Consider the following 16,847-nt stretch of genomic DNA (forward strand, 5'->3'; position numbering starts at 1 on the left):
CTCCGGGTCGGGTACGCCTGCGGGCAGCCCCGACGGCCGGGCGGCGGTCGCGCACCTCAGCCGACGGCCGGTTCCCGGGTGTCGGCCGGTACGACCATGGGCGCTCCGGTGACCGGGTCGGGGACCACCTGGTTCGGCATCCCGAACACCTCGGCGACGAGCCCGGCGCCGACCGTCGACGCCGGGTGCCCCTCGGCCACGATCCGGCCGTCGCGCATCGCCACCAGGTGGGTGGCGTATCGGGCGGCGTGGTTGAGGTCGTGCAGCACGGCCACCACGGTGCGTCCCCGGGTGACCAGGCGGTGCAGCACGTTGAGTACGTCGATCTGGTGTGCCACGTCCAGGTAGGTGGTGGGCTCGTCGAGCAGGACGAGGGGCGTCTCCTGGGCGAGCACCATGGCGATCCACGCGCGCTGGCGTTGCCCGCCGGAGAGTTCGTCGACCCGCCGGTCGGCCAGGTCGGTGGTGCCGGTGGAGTCGAGCGCCGACTCGACGGCCTCCTCGTCGGCGTGGGAGAAGCGGCGCAGCACCCGCTGGTGGGCGTAGCGGCCCCGGCCGACCAGTTCGCGGACGGTGATCCCCTCGGGCGCGGTCATGGTCTGCGGCAGCAGCGCGATCCGCCGGGCGCGTTCCTTCGCCGGCAGGGTGACCAGGTCCGATCCGTCGAGCGTGACCCGGCCCTCGGCGGGGCGGAGCAGCCCGGACAGCGCCCGCAGGAGCGTCGACTTGCCGCACGCGTTGGGCCCGATGAGCACGGTGAACGAGCCGTCGGGCACGGCGAACGACAGGTCGGCGCTGACGGTCCGCTGGTCGTACCGGAGGGTGACGTGTTCGGCCCGTAGCCGCGCGGTCATCTGGTCGACCATCGGGTCCTCCTGATCTCGTGGACGAGCAGCCAGAGCAGGTACGCGCCGCCGAGGGTGACAGTGACCACCCCCACCGGCACGGTCAGCGGGATCACGTGCTGGGCGACCAGGTCGGCACCGAGCAGCAGCAGCGCCCCGACCCCGGCGGTGGCGGCGAGCGGCAGTCCGGGTGCCCTGACGAGCCGGCGGGCGATCTGCGGTGCGGCCAGGGCGACGAACGAGATCGGGCCGGCGACGGTGGTGACCGCACTGACCAGGGCGACCGCGATGACCACGAGGACGGCGCGGTGGCGGTCGACCGCGACTCCGCTGGCGGCGGCGACGTCGTCGCCCAGTTCGAGTTGGGCCAGGGCCGCCGCCCACAGCGGGGTGACCGCCAGCAGCACCAGGATGATCGCGGCGGCCGGCCAGACCACGTCGGCGGTGGCCGCGTTGAGCGAGCCGGCACCCCAGGCGGCGGCGAACAGCGCCGTCTCCAGGTCGGCGCGGAGCAGCAGCCAGGTGTTGGTGGCGGCGAGCATCGAGGAGACGCCGACCCCGACGACGATGAACCGGAACCCGGAGAGCCCGTCCCGGTAGGCGAGCAGGTAGATCGCCAGCGCGGCGAGCAGGCCACCGGTGAGCGAGCCGAGCATCAGCAGGTGCCAGCCGCCGCCGAGCAGCAGCAGGGCGATCAGCATGCCGGTGAACGAGCCGTTCGCCAGGCCGATGATGTCCGGGCTGGCCAGCGGGTTGCGGGTGATGGTCTGGAAGATCGCCCCGGCGACGCCGAGGGCCGCGCCGAAGGCGACGGCGGCGGCGATGCGGGGCAGTCGCCACTCCAGTACGACGGTGCGGGTCAGTCCGTCGATCCGGCCGCCGAGCACGCCGAGCACCTCGTCGAGGCGCAGCGGGAAGTCACCCAGCCAGAGGCCGACCACCGCCAGCGCCGCGACGACGAGCGCGGCGGCGGCGCAGACGGCGGCTTCGCGTACGCCGACGGTCACGTGCCGGTGGTCGGTGCCGAGCAGCAGCCGGCGGCCTCCGGCGGTGCGACGGACCGGCCGGTTCACAGCGCGGTCGCCCGTCGGCGTCGGGCCAGCGCGATCAGCATGGGCGCACCGACGAACGCGGTGACGATGCCGACGGGCATCTCGCTCGGCAGGACGGCGATCCGGCCGAGCACGTCGGCCAGCAGCACCAGCATTCCGCCGGCCAGCAGCGACCCGGCGAGGATGCGGCGCTGGTCGGTGCCGACGCCCCAGCGCACCAGGTGCGGCACGACGAGCCCGACGAACGAGATGGGGCCGGCGATGGCGCTGGCCCCACCGGCGAGCAGGGTCACCGCGCCGAGCACGAGCAGCCGGGTCCGGACCAGGCTGACGCCCTGGGCGGCGGCCAGGTCGGGGCCGAGCGCGAGCGCGTTGAGGCTGCGGGCCGCGACCAGCGCGGCGAGCAGCCCGGCCACGATCAGCGGCAGCACCGGCAGCACCACTGCGGTGTCGCGTTCGAGCAGGCTGCCGGCGTTCCAGCCGCGCATCCGGTCGAAGGTGTCGGGGTGGGTGAGGGTGATCCCGGTGGTGACGCCGGCGAGCACGGCACCGGTCGCCACCCCGGTCACCAGCAGCCGGGTGGGGGTGGCCCGCAGGTCGGCGGCACCGCCGACGGCGTACACGGCGACGGCGACCAGGAGCGCGCCGAGCAGGGCTAGCCACATGTAGCCGGCAGGCGAGGTGATCCCGAAGAAGGCGATGCCGGCGGCGACGAACGCGGCGGCACCGGCGTTGACGCCGAGGATGCCCGGTTCGGCGAGCGCGTTGCGGGTGAACGCCTGCATCAGCGCGCCCGCGACCCCGAGACCGGCACCGACGAGCAGCCCGGCGAGGGTGCGGGGTAGGCGTTGCCCCCAGACGACGTACTGCGCGGTGTCGCTGCCAGCGCCCCGCAGCGCCGCCCAGACGTCCGCCGGGGGCACCGGGTTCGCGCCCACGAAGACCGACAACACCAGCGACCCCACGAGTACGACGACCGCGCCGACCAGCCACCGCCAGGTGGTACGGCGACGCGCGGTACGGCCGGTGGTCGGCCGTACCGCGCGGGCGGGTGTGGTGGCGGTCAACTCGACGCGGTGAGGATGCGTTCGAGGTCGTCGAGGACGGCCTGCCCACCGACCGTGCCGACCCCGGTGATCCAGAACGACTGGTCGACGAGGTGCAGGCGGGGGAAGGCGGCGGCGTTGGCGGTGACCGAGGCCGGGATGGTGCTGCGGTCGTTGACGTCGACGGTGGTGACGAAGACGTGGTCGGCCTTGGCCTCCAGCACCCGTTCCGGGGAGACGTCGACCGAGATCGAGTTCTCCCAGTCGCGCTCGGGGGTCGTGAAGCCGACGCACTCCAGCGCGCTGCCGGCGAACGAGGTGGGCCCGTAGAGGGTGAGGACGCCGTCGCGGGGGCGGATGAGCTGCGCGGTCTTCCCGGCGGTGCCGAACTTCTTGGCGATGTCCGCGCACCGCTGCTGGAAGCCGGCGAGGAGCTTGTCGGCGGAGTCCGCGCCACCGAGCGTGGTCGCGGTGAACCTGACGTTGTCCTGCCAGGGGTCTGCCTGGGACGCTATGAACACGGTGGGGGCGACGTCGGTGAGCTGGTCGTAGAGGGCGGAGTGCCGGGACTCGGTGCCGATGATCAGGTCGGGCTTGAGGGCGGCGATCTTCTGCACGTTGGGTTCCTGGACGGTGCCGACGGTGGTGATGCCGGCGGCCTTGTCGCCGAGGTACTTGGGCACGCCGGCGGCCTCGTTGAGCACGGCCGCGCCGACCGGGGTCATCTCCAGGGCGATGGCGGTGTCGAGCTGGACCGGTTCGAGGACGACGACCCGGGTCGGCTTGTCCGGCACGGCGGTCTTGCCGCGTGCGTGTTCGACGGTTCTGGTGTCGCCGACGCTGCCCGCCGGGTCGGAGTCGTCGGAGCCGCAGGCGGCCACGGCGAGCACGGTCGCCGAGGCGACGGTGAGGGCGAGGAGTCGTCGGCGGATTGTTCGAGGGGTCGGCGTGCGCATGGTGCAGGTTCCCGTCTGGCTACTGACAGTGATTACTCACGGCGATGTTTAGGTTAGCATTACCTAATCTTCGATCTCTTCGCGGGCCGGCCGGTCGTGCCAGTAGCCCTGGGTGTGAACCTGCTCCGGATCGACGTTCGCCTCGGTGAACAGCCGACGCAAGACAGCAATCTTGCTACTCTCCGTAGCCGCCCAGGCGTAGAAGTCCGTTCCCGCCGTCGCCGCCGCCCTGCCGTGACCGGCCAGCCAGTCGGCCACCAGCCCGGTCAGCGTCGTCCCGCCCCGGGCGTCGCCCCGCAGCCGTACCTCGACCCGGTGGCCGGCGGTCACGTCGTCGAGGGTCGCGGCGTCCGCCGCGTCGCCGGCCTCCAGCAGGACCGTCGCCCGCACGCCCGGCCCGAGGCCGGACAGGATGCCGCGCACCGCCGGGTACGCCGTCTCGTCCGCCGCGATCAGCACCCGCGTCGCCGGCCCCGGCTCCCACTGCACGCCGTACCCGGGTTGGCCGGCCGCCACGTGCGGGCCCGACAGGAGCAGCCGGTCACCCGGCCGGGCTGCCGCCGCCCAGCCGCTCGCCGGGCCGTGCGGCTGGTGCAGGTAGAAGTCCAGGTCCAGCTCGCCCGCCGCCGGCCGGGTCCGGTACGCCGTGTAGCTGCGCAGCCTCGGGCGCACACCGCCGGGAATGGACCGCCACTCGCGTCGCCACGTCTGCTCGGGCAGTCCTGCCCGCAGTTCGCCCGGGTAGTCGCCGTCGACCGGCAACATGATCTTGATGCGCTGGTCGAGCTGGTACGGGGCCATCTCCCGCAGCCGCTCGTCGCCGAGCGTCACCCGGACGAACCCGGGCGACAGCCGCCGGGTCGCCGTCACGGTCGTCGCGAACAGGACGTTGGGCGAGTTGCCGAATGCTGACATGCCGGCAGAGGCTAGCGTGCCCCGTCCGGGCAGCTCACCGCCCCGGACCCCGCAGTGACCCAGGCCCACTCCGCCGCGTCGACCACCCCGGCCAGCCGCGGCGGCGCGGCCCCGGTCCGCTGCCGGACGGGCACCGGTGGGGGTATGCGGGACCGCCGGGTTTCGCAGCGTGACAGCCGGTGTCGGGTGGATGTGCCGGGTGTTGTCGCCCGGCCGGGCGGCGACGACCGGGTCGTTCCCGCAGCGGCGACCCTAGGGCAACTATCAACTCCATGTGACGTATCCTGTACGCGACTCTGGGTAGTTAATCGAGGTGATTTGCCGGTCTCGCTCCCGTTATGTCATTGCAAGTTGTGATCAATCTTGACCTTGTCGTGAAATGCTTCTTAAGGTCTCTTTTGGTCGTCAGCCTGATCGGGAGAGAGAATTGATGGACGAGGTGTCCCTTTCCGATCGTCTGGGCGACCAGCTGAAGCGTTTGTGCGAGGCCGGCGGAATCGCCTCGGCAGAGCCGGTGGAACTGCTGGAGAACCTGCTCGGACCAGCCGGTTCACAGCCGTTGTCGGCCCCGCCCCGTTGGCCGTCCGACATCGCCGACGACCACACCCCGGTGGAGTTCTCCATCGCCTTCAGCGCCACCGAACCGCCGACCGTACGGATTCTCGGTGAGACCCTGGGCGCACCACCCGGCAGGTCGGCCAACACGGCCGCCACCCGGCGCTTCCTCGACCGGCAGGCGCACCGGGCCGGCCTGTCCACGTCCCGGCTGGATTCGGTGCGCGACCTGTTCACCGCCGACGATCCGCAGGGCGCCTTCGCGCTCTGGTGCTCACTGGTGTTCCGCAACGGCCGGCGACCCGAGTTCAAGGTCTACCTCAATCCGGAGCTGCGGGGGGTCGACCGGGCACCGGGCCTGGTCGCCGAGGCGCTGCACCGGCTCGGGCTCGGCAGATCCTTCCGGGCGATGCTCGACCACGGCATCCGGCCGGGCGAGTTGGGTCGCCGGGACCGGCTGACGTTCTTCGCCCTCGACCTGCACGACGGTGCCCAGGCCCGGGTCAAGGTCTACCTGACCCACCACGACGCCGGGGTGCGCGACGTCGTCCGGGCGGCCGGTGTGGTCCACGACGCGGACACCACCCGGCTCGCCGAGTTCGTCGACATGGCCGGTGACGGCCGGACCCGGTTCACCGGCCTTCCCCTGGTGGGCAGCTACACCCTGGTCGAGGGGGTCGACCGGCCGGTCGGCTACAGCCTCTACGTGCCGATCCGCGGCTACGTCGACGACGACGAGGAGGCGTACGACCGGGTGGTGGCGGTGCTGGACCGCTACGGCTTCGGCCGCACGGTGCTGGACCGGGCGCTCGCCGCGGTGGCCCGGCGGCCGCTGCGCGACGGCGTCGGGCTGATCCCGCACCTGTCGCTGCGGCTGGGCGCACCCCGGCCGGGGGTGACCGTCTACCTGTCCGCCGAGGCGTACCAGGTGACCCCGCCGGTACGCCGCCCGCTGACCGTCGACCGCACGGCGCTGGCCACCCCGACCGGCCGGGCCGGCGCGGGACACCCCTGACCGTCCATAGAGGAGCGAGTAGTGGCCGTCGACGCCTACGAGATGTTGCCCCCGTACCGGATCAAGGTGGTCGAACCGATCCCCTTCCTCGACCCGCAGCAGCGGCGGGAGGCCCTCGCGGACGCCGGATACAACCCGTTCGAGCTGCGCGCCGACCAGATCACCATCGACCTGCTGTCGGACTCCGGCACCGGAGCCACCTCGGCCGCGCAGGAGGCCGCCGCCGCGCTCGGCGACGAGTCCTACGCCGGGGCGCGCTCCTGGTTCCGGTTCCGCGACGAGGTGGGCGACCTCACCGGCTATCCGCACCTGCTCCCCGTGCACCAGGGGCGGGCCGGCGAACGCGTGCTCTTCACCAGCCTGCTCGAACCGGGCCAGCTCTGCCTCAGCAACACCCACTTCGACACCACCCGGGCCAACGTCACGCTGGCCGGCGCGGAGGCCCGGGACCTGCCCTCCCCGGCCGCGTTCGACCTCGACAGCGCGGACCCGTTCAAGGGCGACATCGACCTCGACGCGTTGGCCGCCACGCTCACCGGGCCGGAGCGGGACCGGGTCGGCCTGGTCCTCATCACGATCACCAACAACGGCCTCGGCGGGCAACCGGTGTCGATGGCCAACCTCACCGCCGTCCGCGACCTGTGCCGCGCGCACGGGGTGCCGTTCTTCCTGGACGCGGCGCGGTTCGCCGAGAACGCCTGGCTGGTCGGGCAGCGCGAGCCCGGCTACCGGGACTGGACGCCCCGGCAGATCGCCACCCACGCCTTCGGGCTCGCCGACGGCTGCGTGGTGAGCCTCAAGAAGGACGGCCTGTCGGCCATCGGCGGGCTCATCGGGTTGCGCGACGACGACCTGTTCGCCAGGTGCGAGGCCAACCTGATCGCCACCGAAGGGTTCTCCACCTACGGCGGGCTCGCCGGCCACGACCTCGAACGGCTCGCCCAGGGGCTGCGCGAGGTGGTCGACCCCGCGTACCTGCGGGCGCGGGCCGCCTCCACCGCCCGGCTGGCCCGGCTGGTCAACGAGGCCGGGGTGGACACCGTGCAACCCGCCGGCATCCACGCCCTCTACCTCAACGCCGGCCGGTTGCTGCCCCACCTGTCCCCGGCGGAGTTCCCCGGGCACGCCCTCGGCTGCCAGCTCTACCTCGACGGCGGCATCCGCTGCGCCGAGCTGGGCTCGCTCTACCTCGGCGGGATGGACGACCGGCACCGGCTGGTCACCCCGGCCCCCTTCGAACTGGTGCGCCTGGCCATCCCGCGCCGCGTCTACACCGACACCCACTTCGAGTACGTGGCCGCCGTGCTCGCCGACATCGCCAAGGAACCCGGACGGGTTCCCGGCTACCGGGTGGTCTCCTCGCCGCCTCTGCTCCGCCACTTCAAGGTGCGGTTGGCGCAGCTCCCGACGGGAGGCGGCAGCACCGACTGAACCGCTACGCCCGGCTCCGGTCCGCCCGGCCGGAGCCGGCCGGCACGCCGCCGGGTCGTTCAGGCGGTGGCGGGCAGCCGGGACAGGGCGTGCCGCACCAGCTCGATCAGCGCCTGCTTGCTGGAGGCCCGGTCCCGGGCGTCGCACCACAGCAGCGGCACGGTCTCGTCCAGCTCCAACGCGGCGCGGATCTCCTCCTCGGTGTAGGGGCACTCACCGAAGAACCGGTTGACGGCGGCGACGAACGGGATGCCCCGACGCTCGAAGTAGTCGACGGCCGGGAAACTGGTGCCGAGCCGGCGGGTGTCGACGAGCACGATCGCCCCCACCGCGCCCTGGGCCAACTCGTCCCAGATGAACCAGAACCGGTCCTGACCCGGGGTGCCGAACAGGTAGAGCACCACGTCGTTGCTGATGGTGATCCGCCCGAAGTCCAGGGCGACGGTCGTGCTGGACTTGTCCTCCACGCCGGTGAGGTCGTCCACCCCGATGCTGGCCTGGGTGAGGACCTCCTCGGTGACCAGTGGCGGAATCTCGCTGACCGAGCCGACCAGGGTGGTCTTGCCGGTGCCGAAGCCGCCCGCCACGACGACCTTCACCGATTTCCGATCCACGCGTATCAGTCCCTCTTCTATATCCGCTGTAGGCCGGCGAGAACCGTTTCCAGCAGCCACCGGTCGGCGATCTTCTCCTGCGCCGGTGAGCCGATGTCCAGAAACCCCTGCTCGTGCAGCACGTCGACCATCACCTTCGTGATGGCGAGCGGCCGGTGCAGGTAGGCGCCGATCTCGGCGATGGAGATCCACCCCGTGCACTGGTGCAGGATCTCCCGGTACTCCAGCTCCAACCGGGTCTGGTCGGCCGGCAGGGCGATGACCTGGGTGGCCAGGTCGAGGCTGGTGTTGCGGGGGCTCGTCCGCCCATTGACGAGGATGTACAACGGCACCAGCCGGCCGGCCTCCGCCTCGTCGTCGCCGTCCCACACGTCGTGACTCATGGTTTCGACCCGGGTCGGTCGGCGAGCAACGCGGGGTCGAGGCGGGCCTCGGAGCCGAGATAGTCGCCGATGCGGGTCACCAGGCGACTCATCTCGTACGCGACGGTGCCCATGTCGACGGACTGCTCGCAGAGCACCGCGAGCCGCGCGTTCTGGCCGGCGGCGGCGACGAACAGCGTGCGTCCCTCGTACTCGATGATGACCTGTTGGACCGGGCCGCTGTCGAACCGGCGGCCCATCCCCGCGGCGATGCTGTGCAGGGACGACGCGCCGGCGGCCAACAGCTCCCCGGCGTCCTGCGGGAGTGACGTGGATTTCTGCACGATCAGCCCGTCGGTGGACAGGACAACCGCGTAGACCACGTCAGGGACCTCCACCAGATCGTCGAGGATCCAGGTCAGATCGTTCTGCGATGCCGAGTGGGTCATACGTTCCTGCCTTGGTCGTCTCTGCTGGCGGAGTCCCCGTTTTTCGCCGCCCGGCCGGCGGCCCAGGCCTTCTGGTACCTGCTGAACCGGTCCCGGGCCTCCTCGGGTGACCGGGCGGGAGCCGGCGTGGCGTCGGACTTCTGCCCCGGCAGGCCGTCGTCGCGCAACTCGGGCGCGAGGTGCTGCTGCGGCCGGCGGTGCGGCAGGGGCGGCCGGTCGGCGACCTGCGGGCCGGACGAGCCACCGCGGGCCGCGCCACGCTGCGCCGGAACTTCGGTCATGATGCCCCCGCTGCGGTCGGAGTGTCGCTCCCCGGTGGGATCGGCCGGCGTCCGCCCGGCACCGCCCGGTGCCGTGGTCGCCACGGCGGTGGGCCGGGCCCCGGCCGCGGGGTGCAGCTCCCGCCGGCCGCCGCCGACCGGCAGCACCGCGCCGACGCCGGGGCGCGACATCACCGAGGCGACGGTGCCGAGCGGAAGGACACCGGGGTCGGTACGGTCCAGTTCGGCGGCGTACGACTCGGTGACGATCACCCGGTCGGGCAGCAGCACGATCGCCAGCAGGCCGCCGTACGCCGACGCGCGCAGGCTCACCTGGACGCCGTCCCGCTTGGCCAGCTCCGCCACCACGTGCAGGCCGACCTGCGCGCCGTCCTTCAGCGCCGTCACGTCCGGGGTCGGCGCGGTGGCGAGCAGTTCGTTCGCCCGCTCCAACGCGTCCGCCCGCATCCCCACGCCGGCGTCCTCGATCTCCACCGCGATGCCGCGCTTGACCTCGATGCAGGTCACCCAGACCGTGGTCTCGGGCGGCGAGAACGCCAGCGCGTTGTCCAGCAACTCGGCGATCAGGTGGACGGTGCCGGCCACCGCCGGCCCGGCGATCGCCACGTCCGGCGCGCTGCGCAGGGTGATGCGCTGGTACTGCTGGGCCTCCGCGAAGGCCGCCAGCAGCACCCGGCGTACCGGCACCGGGTTCTGGAAGCGGCGGCCGATCTGACCACCGGCCAGGATGACCAGGTTCTCCAGGAACCGGCGCGTCTGGGTGAGCTGGTGGTTGATGTCGAACAGTTCGGCCAGCAGCTTCTCGTCGCCGATCCGGTTCTGGAGGTCCTCGATGACCTTCAGGCCGCGTTGCAGGGGGCGCTGCGGGCGGCGGGCCACACCCATCAGCATCGCGATACCGGCCGCCCGGGTCTTCGCCTCGTCGACCGCGGCACCCGCCGCCGCCTGCAACGACCTGTTGATCACCTCGGCCACCCGGCCGATCTCGTCGCTGCCGTAATCGGGCAGGGGCAGCTCGGAGGCGAGGTCGACCTTCTCCCGTCGGCGCAGCCGGTCCATCATCGCCGGCAGTTGCTTGTCGACCACCGCCTCGGCGTCCCGGCCGAGCTGGGCCAGGCGGACCGACAACGCCCGGTCCACCAGGATCTGCGACTGCCGGATCGCCCAGATGATCGCGGCGATGACGACGAGCAGGGCGACCAGACTGCCCAGCGAGGCGGTGAACAGCTGGGTGTTGCCGGTGCGCAGGGTGCGCGCCGAGACGGTGTCGGCCTGCACCACGGTCAGGTTGATCAGATCGTCGGACACCTGCCGGGTGAGGGCTTCCCAGCGGGCCCGGTTGAACGACAGGGCACGCGGTGCGCCGGACCGCCACGGCCCGTTGCTGACCAGGGCGTTCTCTGCCGCGACGAGTTCCTTCCAGGAGTCGCTCGTGGTGATCGCGGCAAAGCGTTCCCGGGCTTGCGGTTCGAGGTGCGGGGCCACGTTGGTGAGGCCGGCGTGATAGGCCCCGACCAGGTTGGTGAAGTCGAGATGGTCCTGCGGACTGAGGGTACGGGCACCGAAAGCGCCGTCAATGGTGGAACCGGCCCGGGACATCAGGTCACTGGCGCGGAAAGCCTCGGTCGCCGCGATGCCGCCCTGGGCCGCGGCGGGGTCGGGGACGATTCTCGCCTGGGTGTCGAAGAGGTCGGTCGCGGCGTCGAGCAGGCGGTTGTAGAAATCGTAGACACCCGTCCCGTTGGCCGACCGGGAATCGATGGTGCTCCGCACGCTCGCCAATTCGTCGAGCAGGCCGGCGAGCGTCTCCCACCGGGTCACGATCGAGTCCGGGGCGCCGGCCAGCGCGGAGTCGGCGGCGGGGCGCAGGGCGGCCACCCGCTGGTCGGTCTGTTGCCGCTGCTCGATGAGCCGGCTGAGGTCCCGGGACGGCTGGGTGAGGTAGCTGACGCTCAACCGCCGTTCCTGCTGGATCGAGGACAACGCGGAGACCGCCGGGATCGACACCTGCCGGACGCTGTTCGCGACCTGCCGGTTGTAGAAACCCTGGAAGATGAGATAGCCGGAGGCGACGAGCCAGACCACCAGGGCGACGACGCTGGGAATGAGCACCAGCCTGATCACGCGTCGTTTGATCGACTGCGGTCGACCGGCGCGGCGACCCGGTGTCGTCGGTGCGGCCTGGTCGTCTGAGGCGCGGCGCGGTTCTTCGCGGTCGGCCTGTTTGTGCGCCAAAGTCGTCGTATCCAATCCTGGTCAAGCCATAGACAGCGGCGGTCCTACGCCACTGGTCGACGCCGATGTGTGCCAACCCTACCGTCTATCCGGACCCGCACCCGACCACGATTCGACGACAGTGGACGGTCGCGCTATTCGCACTGGTCAGCCATTTGGCAGGGGCCATGGTCGATGGGATTCACGGCATTGACGTGATGCGGGTCACTGTGGACGCGGTCGACGGGGCCGGCCCCGTCGCGGTCCGGCGGGCGACTCCGGCATGCCGGCGGCGCGGATAGATTCCTGCTTCTTCCGGGTACGGGGAAACCGCCGGGGGGTCACCGGCGTCCAGTTCGATGCTGTGGCGCGTCCACCGTCCGGGTGGAGCGCAGTGGACACTCCGCACCCGTGCGGGGTCGCCGGTCGAGGAGCACAACATGACGAAGCTGAAGTGGGCCACCGGGGTCGCGGTGCTGGCGTGCTCCGGGGCGCTGATGGCCTGCGGGGACGGCAGCGGGACGCCCGCCGCCACCGGGTCGGCCACTCCGTCGGGGTCGGCGACGCCCTCCGACGCGGCGACGCCCACCGCCACGACGGCACCCGACCCGACCGCGCCCCCGGCGTCGACGAGTCCGACCCGACCCGCCGGGAAGCCGTCGGCCACGGCCGGTGCCGGCGGGGTGCTGTCCGGTAAGCGGGAGGTCACCATCGTCCGGGTTCAGGCGACCGAGTCCGGGGTGGCCCTCGACGGCGGCGCGCTCGTCGAGGTCGACGACGACAGCGGACGCCAGTTGTTCGTCCCGACACCGGCCGGCGACGGCAAGTACCTGATCAAGGCGTACGGCCGGCGCGACGGCCACCCCGCCAACGACGACCCGGCCTGCTGGCAGGCGGTCAACCCCGGCGACGGCACGCCGCTCACCGTCGAGGGGACGGCCTGCGACCCGGGTAAGCGGACGCAGCTGTTCAGCATCGTCAGCAAGGGCAAGGGCGCGTACGCGATCAGCAACGACTCGGCGTTCCTCCAGTTCTCGCCCAGCCGGGGCCTGATCCTCGAAGAGTTGGGCGACGCGCCGCTGCGCAGCACGTTCAAGCTGGTCGACAACGGTCCGGCCCGTACCCCGGCCGGCGGCTGACCCCCGATCCGCCCCGGCGGGGTTGGCGGACGGCCCAGCGGGTACCGGACCCGGCATGCGGATCGTGATCGTGGGGGCCACCGGCAACGTGGGCACGGCGGTGCTGCGCCGGCTGGGTCGGGAACCGGGACTCGACCTGGTCGGCGTCGCCCGCCGGCTGCCCGGCCCCGACCCCGGCGCGCCCTACGCCGGGGTGCGGTGGCACTCCTGCGACATCGGCGCGCCGGGTGCGGTCGACCAGCTCACCGCGATCTTCGCGGGGGCCGACGCCGTGGTGCACCTGGCCTGGCAGATCCAGCCCAGCCACGACCAGCGCACCCTGCACCGGACCAACGTCGGCGGCAGCCGCGCGGTGACCGAAGCCACCGTCCGGGCCGGGGTGCCCGCCCTGGTGTACGCCTCGTCGGTCGGCACCTACGCGCCAGGCCCGAAGGACCACCCGGTCAGCGAACGGTGGCCGGCGACCGGGGTGCCCGGCTCCTCGTACAGCCGGGACAAGGCCGAGGTGGAGGCCGTGCTGGACACCGTCGAGGCCGCCCATCCGCGGCTGCGGGTGGTCCGGCTGCGCCCCGGACTGATCTTCCAACGGGACGCCGGCACCGAGATCACCAGGTACTTCCTCGGGCCGCTGGCCCCGGTACGGCTGCTGCGGTACGGGCGGATCCCGCTCGTACCGGCCAACCGGCGGCTGCGGATGCAGGCGGTGCACGCCGACGACGTCGCCGACGCGTACGCCCGCGCGGTCCTCGGTGAGGCGCGCGGCGCGTTCAACGTCGCCGCGGACCCGGTACTGACCCCGGAGCTGGTGGCCCGGCACTTCAAGGGCTGGACGGTACCGGTGGCCGCCCCGGTGCTGCGCGCCGCCGCCGCGCTGACCTGGCGGTGCCGGCTGCAACCCGTGGACGCGGGCTGGGTCGAGCTGGGGCTCGCCGCGCCGCTGATGTCCAGCGCCCGCGCCGAGACCGAACTCGGCTGGCAGCCGCGGGTCGACGCGTTGACCGCGCTGCGGGAACTGTTCGCCGGGATGGCCGACGGCGCGCACACCGCCGGCCCGCCGATGTCCGGCGTCGGCGACCTGCCCGGCCGGGCCGCCGGCCTGCTCCGGGGCCGCGTCCCCGGGCAGGGCAACCCCTACTGACCCGCGCCGCCGGCCGTCGGTCCGTCAGGCGTGGGAGAGGGCGAAGGCGGTCAGGAAGCCGAGCACGGTGATCAGGCCGACCAGCAGGTGGGCGTCCTCGAACGCCTCCGGGACCATGGTGTCGGTGATCATCGCGAGGATCGCCCCGGCGGCCAACGCGGTGATGGTGGCCAGCAGCTCCGGCGGCGCACCACCCAGCAGGGTGTTGCCGAGCAGCGCGGAGACCCCGCTGACCAGGGCGATCGCCGTCCACAGCCCGAAGACGTACCGGCGGGAACGGCCGGCGCGGCGCATGCCGGCGGCGCTCGACAGACCCTCCGGCACGTTGCTGAGGAAGACCGCGACCACCGTGACCAGGCTGACCGGGCCGCCGGCCAGCAGGCTCGCGCCGATCACCACCGACTCGGGTACGCCGTCGAGCAGCGCGCCCACCGCGATCGCCGAGCCCGAACCGGGCTGCTCCCGCTCGGAGGGTTGTTCCCCGCCGGAGCGTTTCCGGTGCCGGGCACCCCGTCGGGCGAGGAGCAGGTTGGCCCCGGTGTACGCCAACGCCCCGCCCGCCGCCCCGACCGCGGTCGGCAGCAGCCCTCCCTGCTCGTGCGCCTCGGCGATCAACTCGAACGAGACGGCGGAGAGCAGGACCCCCGCACCGAACGCCATGATCGACGCGACGACCTTGCGGGGCACCGGCAGGAAGAACCCGGCGGCCGCCCCGACCAGGAGCGCGGACCCGGCCAACAGGCCCCACGCCCCGGCTTGCAACCACTGCGGCATTCCGGGGACCGTACCCGCCCCCGCACCGCGTCAACCAGACCCGGCAGCCCCACCGGGGCCGGTCGCTCAGAAGTCGGCGAACAGGTAGGGCAGTGCGCGGGGAAAGAGCCGCCGCAACTCCCCCGCCGCCTCCGGGCCGACGTCACCCAACCCCCTGATGTGCACCTCGGCCGGGTCGAGCACCCCGTACGCCAGCGCGGACAACCCGGCGGCGGTGAGCGTCGCGGTCGGCACCGGGCCGCCGGCGGTCACCGCCGGACCGCCGCCGGGGGCCAACGCCAACCGGCCGTCGACGCCGTCGAGCAGGTGGGTGCCGGCGAGCCAGCGGTCCTCGACCAGGTCCACCCGCACCCGGCCCGGCCCGGCGGGCAGCCCGGCCAGGGCGTCCACGCTCAGCAGGCGGGCCATCGGCGCCGGCGAACCGGGCCGGGACACCCGGGCCTCGACGTGCACGGCCAGGTCGGTCAGCCACAGCTCGGGCAGGTCGTCGGCGGGGACCCGGAGGCTGATCCGCTCCACCTGGTCGACGTGCCGGGCGAGGAACTGCAACAGCAGGGCACGGGCGTACGGGTCGGCGGCGAGCAGGTCGTCGCCGACCAGTTCGCCACCGTGGTCGTCGATCCGGTAGGTGAGCGCACCGACCACGCTGCCGTCGACGGTCGCGGTGATCAGCCACCTGTCGTCCCGGTCCCGCAGCCCCACGTCCCGGAAGTCGGGGAAGATCGCGAAACCGTGCCGCTCCCGCAGGCACCGCTCGGTGAACGAGCGGTAGTGCGGATAGCCGACGCCGATCCGCTCCCAGCCCACCGTGCCGGGCAACTCGGCGCGCAGCAGCGGGGCCAGGTCGGCCGGGGAGAACCGGACGGTACGCGCCCGGGGCAGCCCCACGTAGCCGAACCGTTCGTAGAAGCTGGCCCGGAACGGATACAGCGCGGTCACCGGGTGCCCGCCGTCGCGCATCTCGTCGAGGAGCTGGCAGAGCAGGGCGCGGACGTACCCCTGTCGGCGGGCCAGCGGGTGGGTGGCGATCCCGGCGACCCCGGCCATCGGCAGCACCGCGCCGCGCAGGTTCTGCCGCATCGGCACCGCGCTGGCGGTGGCCCGGGCCTCGCCGCCCTCCTCCACCACCAGGGTCCGGTTGCCCTTGTTGTACGGCAGGTAGCGGTGGAACGCGTCGACCCGCTCCCGGCTCAGCGGGGTCGCCTCGAAGGCGTACGCCTGGAGCGGGAAGCTGGTGGTCAGTCGTTCCTCGGCGGCCAGGCGACGGATGAGCATCCGTCCATCCCAACCCGGCCGGCGGTCGGCCGCAACCCGGTTGGCCAGGTTCAACCCTCGGTCACGTCGGAGACCACCACGGTGACGTTGTCCGGCGCGCCGGCCTGGTGGGCCAGCTTCACCAGTTGCTCACCGCAGTGCCGGCGGTCCTGGTAGGTGACGAGCGCCCCGTGGATCGCCTCGTCGGCCACGTAGTCGGAGAGCCCGTCGCTGCACAGCAGCACGCGGTCCCCGGCGAACACGGTCAGCACGCCGATCGCCGGGGGTGCGTCCGCCCCCTGCACCGCCCGGGTGACCAGGGAACGCTGCGGGTGGTGGCGGGCCTGGTCGGGGGAGAGCGCGCCCTGGTCGACAAGCGCCTGGACGAAGGTGTCGTCCCGGGTGAGCTGGGTGAGTTCCCCGTCGCGCAGCAGGTAGCAGCGGGAGTCGCCGACCTGCGCGAGGACCAGGGTGTCCCCGGCGAGCAGGGCGGCGGTCAGCGTCGTACCCATGCCCTCGCGGGCCGGGTCGGCGGAGATCGCCGCCCGGATGCGCCGGTTGGCGGTGGAGACCACGGCCCGCAGCGCCTCGGCGGCCTCGTCCGTACCGGTGGGTGGGACCAGCTCGTCCAGGATGCGGATGACGATCTCGCTGGCCACCTCGCCGGCGGGGAGCCCACCCATGCCGTCCGCCACCGCGACCAGGCGTTCACCGGCGAGGGCCGAGTCCTCGTTGTTGGTGCGGACCAGGCCGACGTCGTTGAGGATGGCCGAGCGGAGGATCAGCGTCATGGGACAAGCTTGCCGG

At 72.8% G+C, this 16,847-nt stretch carries 16 protein-coding genes; 4 read left to right on the forward strand and 12 right to left on the reverse strand.

The window, feature by feature from the left end:
- Window positions 1-56: 56 nt before the first annotated feature.
- From B5D80_RS02060 to B5D80_RS02080, 5 genes are all read right to left on the reverse strand, one after another.
- On the reverse strand, window positions 57-854 hold the full coding sequence (locus tag B5D80_RS02060; RefSeq protein WP_088642097.1) for an ABC transporter ATP-binding protein: 798 nt from the start codon (window positions 852-854) through the stop codon (window positions 57-59).
- A complete protein-coding gene (locus B5D80_RS02065) occupies window positions 851-1,918 on the reverse strand; it encodes a FecCD family ABC transporter permease (RefSeq protein ID WP_211291357.1) in 1,068 nt (355 codons plus the stop codon). Before B5D80_RS02065 ends, B5D80_RS02060 begins: the two co-directional genes overlap by 4 nt.
- Complete coding sequence (locus B5D80_RS02070) at window positions 1,915-2,964, reverse strand: FecCD family ABC transporter permease (protein ID WP_088642012.1); 1,050 nt, start codon at window positions 2,962-2,964, stop codon at window positions 1,915-1,917. The genes B5D80_RS02065 and B5D80_RS02070 overlap by 4 nt, the downstream gene beginning before the upstream one ends.
- The gene (locus B5D80_RS02075) at window positions 2,961-3,899 is read right to left on the reverse strand and encodes an ABC transporter substrate-binding protein (RefSeq protein WP_088642013.1); all 939 of its coding nucleotides are present in this window, start codon (window positions 3,897-3,899) and stop codon (window positions 2,961-2,963) included. Before B5D80_RS02075 ends, B5D80_RS02070 begins: the two co-directional genes overlap by 4 nt.
- A 63-nt stretch (window positions 3,900-3,962) precedes the next feature.
- Window positions 3,963-4,814 (reverse strand): siderophore-interacting protein, encoded by an 852-nt coding sequence (locus B5D80_RS02080; protein WP_088642014.1) that lies wholly within the window; start codon window positions 4,812-4,814, stop codon window positions 3,963-3,965.
- 430 nt (window positions 4,815-5,244) lie between these two features.
- Between B5D80_RS02080 and B5D80_RS02085 the strand changes: the two genes are divergently transcribed.
- Both B5D80_RS02085 and B5D80_RS02090 read left to right on the forward strand, forming a co-directional pair.
- On the forward strand, window positions 5,245-6,384 hold the full coding sequence (locus B5D80_RS02085) for a tryptophan dimethylallyltransferase family protein (RefSeq protein ID WP_088642015.1): 1,140 nt from the start codon (window positions 5,245-5,247) through the stop codon (window positions 6,382-6,384).
- A 21-nt stretch (window positions 6,385-6,405) separates the two neighbouring features.
- Window positions 6,406-7,815, forward strand: a complete 1,410-nt coding sequence (locus B5D80_RS02090; RefSeq protein WP_245854163.1) for a tryptophanase — start codon at window positions 6,406-6,408, stop codon at window positions 7,813-7,815.
- A 59-nt stretch (window positions 7,816-7,874) separates the two neighbouring features.
- Here the strand turns inward: B5D80_RS02090 and B5D80_RS02095 are convergent, their stop codons facing one another.
- The 4 genes from B5D80_RS02095 to B5D80_RS02110 are packed head-to-tail and all read right to left on the reverse strand — an operon-like array spanning window position 7,875 to window position 11,645.
- Complete coding sequence (locus B5D80_RS02095; RefSeq protein WP_169733023.1) at window positions 7,875-8,435, reverse strand: GTP-binding protein; 561 nt, start codon at window positions 8,433-8,435, stop codon at window positions 7,875-7,877.
- 11 nt (window positions 8,436-8,446) lie between these two features.
- Window positions 8,447-8,812 (reverse strand): DUF742 domain-containing protein, encoded by a 366-nt coding sequence (locus B5D80_RS02100; RefSeq protein ID WP_088642016.1) that lies wholly within the window; start codon window positions 8,810-8,812, stop codon window positions 8,447-8,449.
- Complete coding sequence (locus tag B5D80_RS02105) at window positions 8,809-9,240, reverse strand: roadblock/LC7 domain-containing protein (protein ID WP_088642017.1); 432 nt, start codon at window positions 9,238-9,240, stop codon at window positions 8,809-8,811. Before B5D80_RS02105 ends, B5D80_RS02100 begins: the two co-directional genes overlap by 4 nt.
- Window positions 9,237-11,645: a sensor histidine kinase gene (locus tag B5D80_RS02110; protein ID WP_245854167.1), complete on the reverse strand. Its 2,409-nt coding sequence runs from the start codon at window positions 11,643-11,645 to the stop codon at window positions 9,237-9,239. Before B5D80_RS02110 ends, B5D80_RS02105 begins: the two co-directional genes overlap by 4 nt.
- A 530-nt stretch (window positions 11,646-12,175) precedes the next feature.
- On the opposite strand from B5D80_RS02110, the gene B5D80_RS02115 reads away from it, so the two are divergent.
- Both B5D80_RS02115 and B5D80_RS02120 read left to right on the forward strand, forming a co-directional pair.
- Complete coding sequence (locus B5D80_RS02115; protein WP_088642018.1) at window positions 12,176-12,874, forward strand: hypothetical protein; 699 nt, start codon at window positions 12,176-12,178, stop codon at window positions 12,872-12,874.
- 55 nt (window positions 12,875-12,929) lie between these two features.
- Window positions 12,930-14,012 (forward strand): NAD-dependent epimerase/dehydratase family protein, encoded by a 1,083-nt coding sequence (locus tag B5D80_RS02120; protein WP_088642019.1) that lies wholly within the window; start codon window positions 12,930-12,932, stop codon window positions 14,010-14,012.
- Between the two features lie 24 nt (window positions 14,013-14,036).
- Here B5D80_RS02120 and B5D80_RS02125 read toward each other — a convergent pair whose 3' ends face one another.
- From B5D80_RS02125 to B5D80_RS02135, 3 genes are all read right to left on the reverse strand, one after another.
- Window positions 14,037-14,786 carry a ZIP family metal transporter gene (locus B5D80_RS02125; RefSeq protein WP_088642020.1) on the reverse strand — a complete coding sequence of 250 codons (750 nt, stop codon included), beginning with the start codon at window positions 14,784-14,786 and terminating at the stop codon, window positions 14,037-14,039.
- Window positions 14,787-14,852: 66 nt separating this feature from the next.
- Window positions 14,853-16,061 carry a GNAT family N-acetyltransferase gene (locus B5D80_RS02130; protein ID WP_088642021.1) on the reverse strand — a complete coding sequence of 403 codons (1,209 nt, stop codon included), beginning with the start codon at window positions 16,059-16,061 and terminating at the stop codon, window positions 14,853-14,855.
- Window positions 16,062-16,111: 50 nt separating this feature from the next.
- Window positions 16,112-16,831, reverse strand: a complete 720-nt coding sequence (locus tag B5D80_RS02135; RefSeq protein WP_088642022.1) for a PP2C family protein-serine/threonine phosphatase — start codon at window positions 16,829-16,831, stop codon at window positions 16,112-16,114.
- Window positions 16,832-16,847 lie beyond the last annotated feature (16 nt).

Source organism: Micromonospora wenchangensis (assembly GCF_002210435.1).
GTDB lineage: Bacteria > Actinomycetota > Actinomycetes > Mycobacteriales > Micromonosporaceae > Micromonospora > Micromonospora wenchangensis.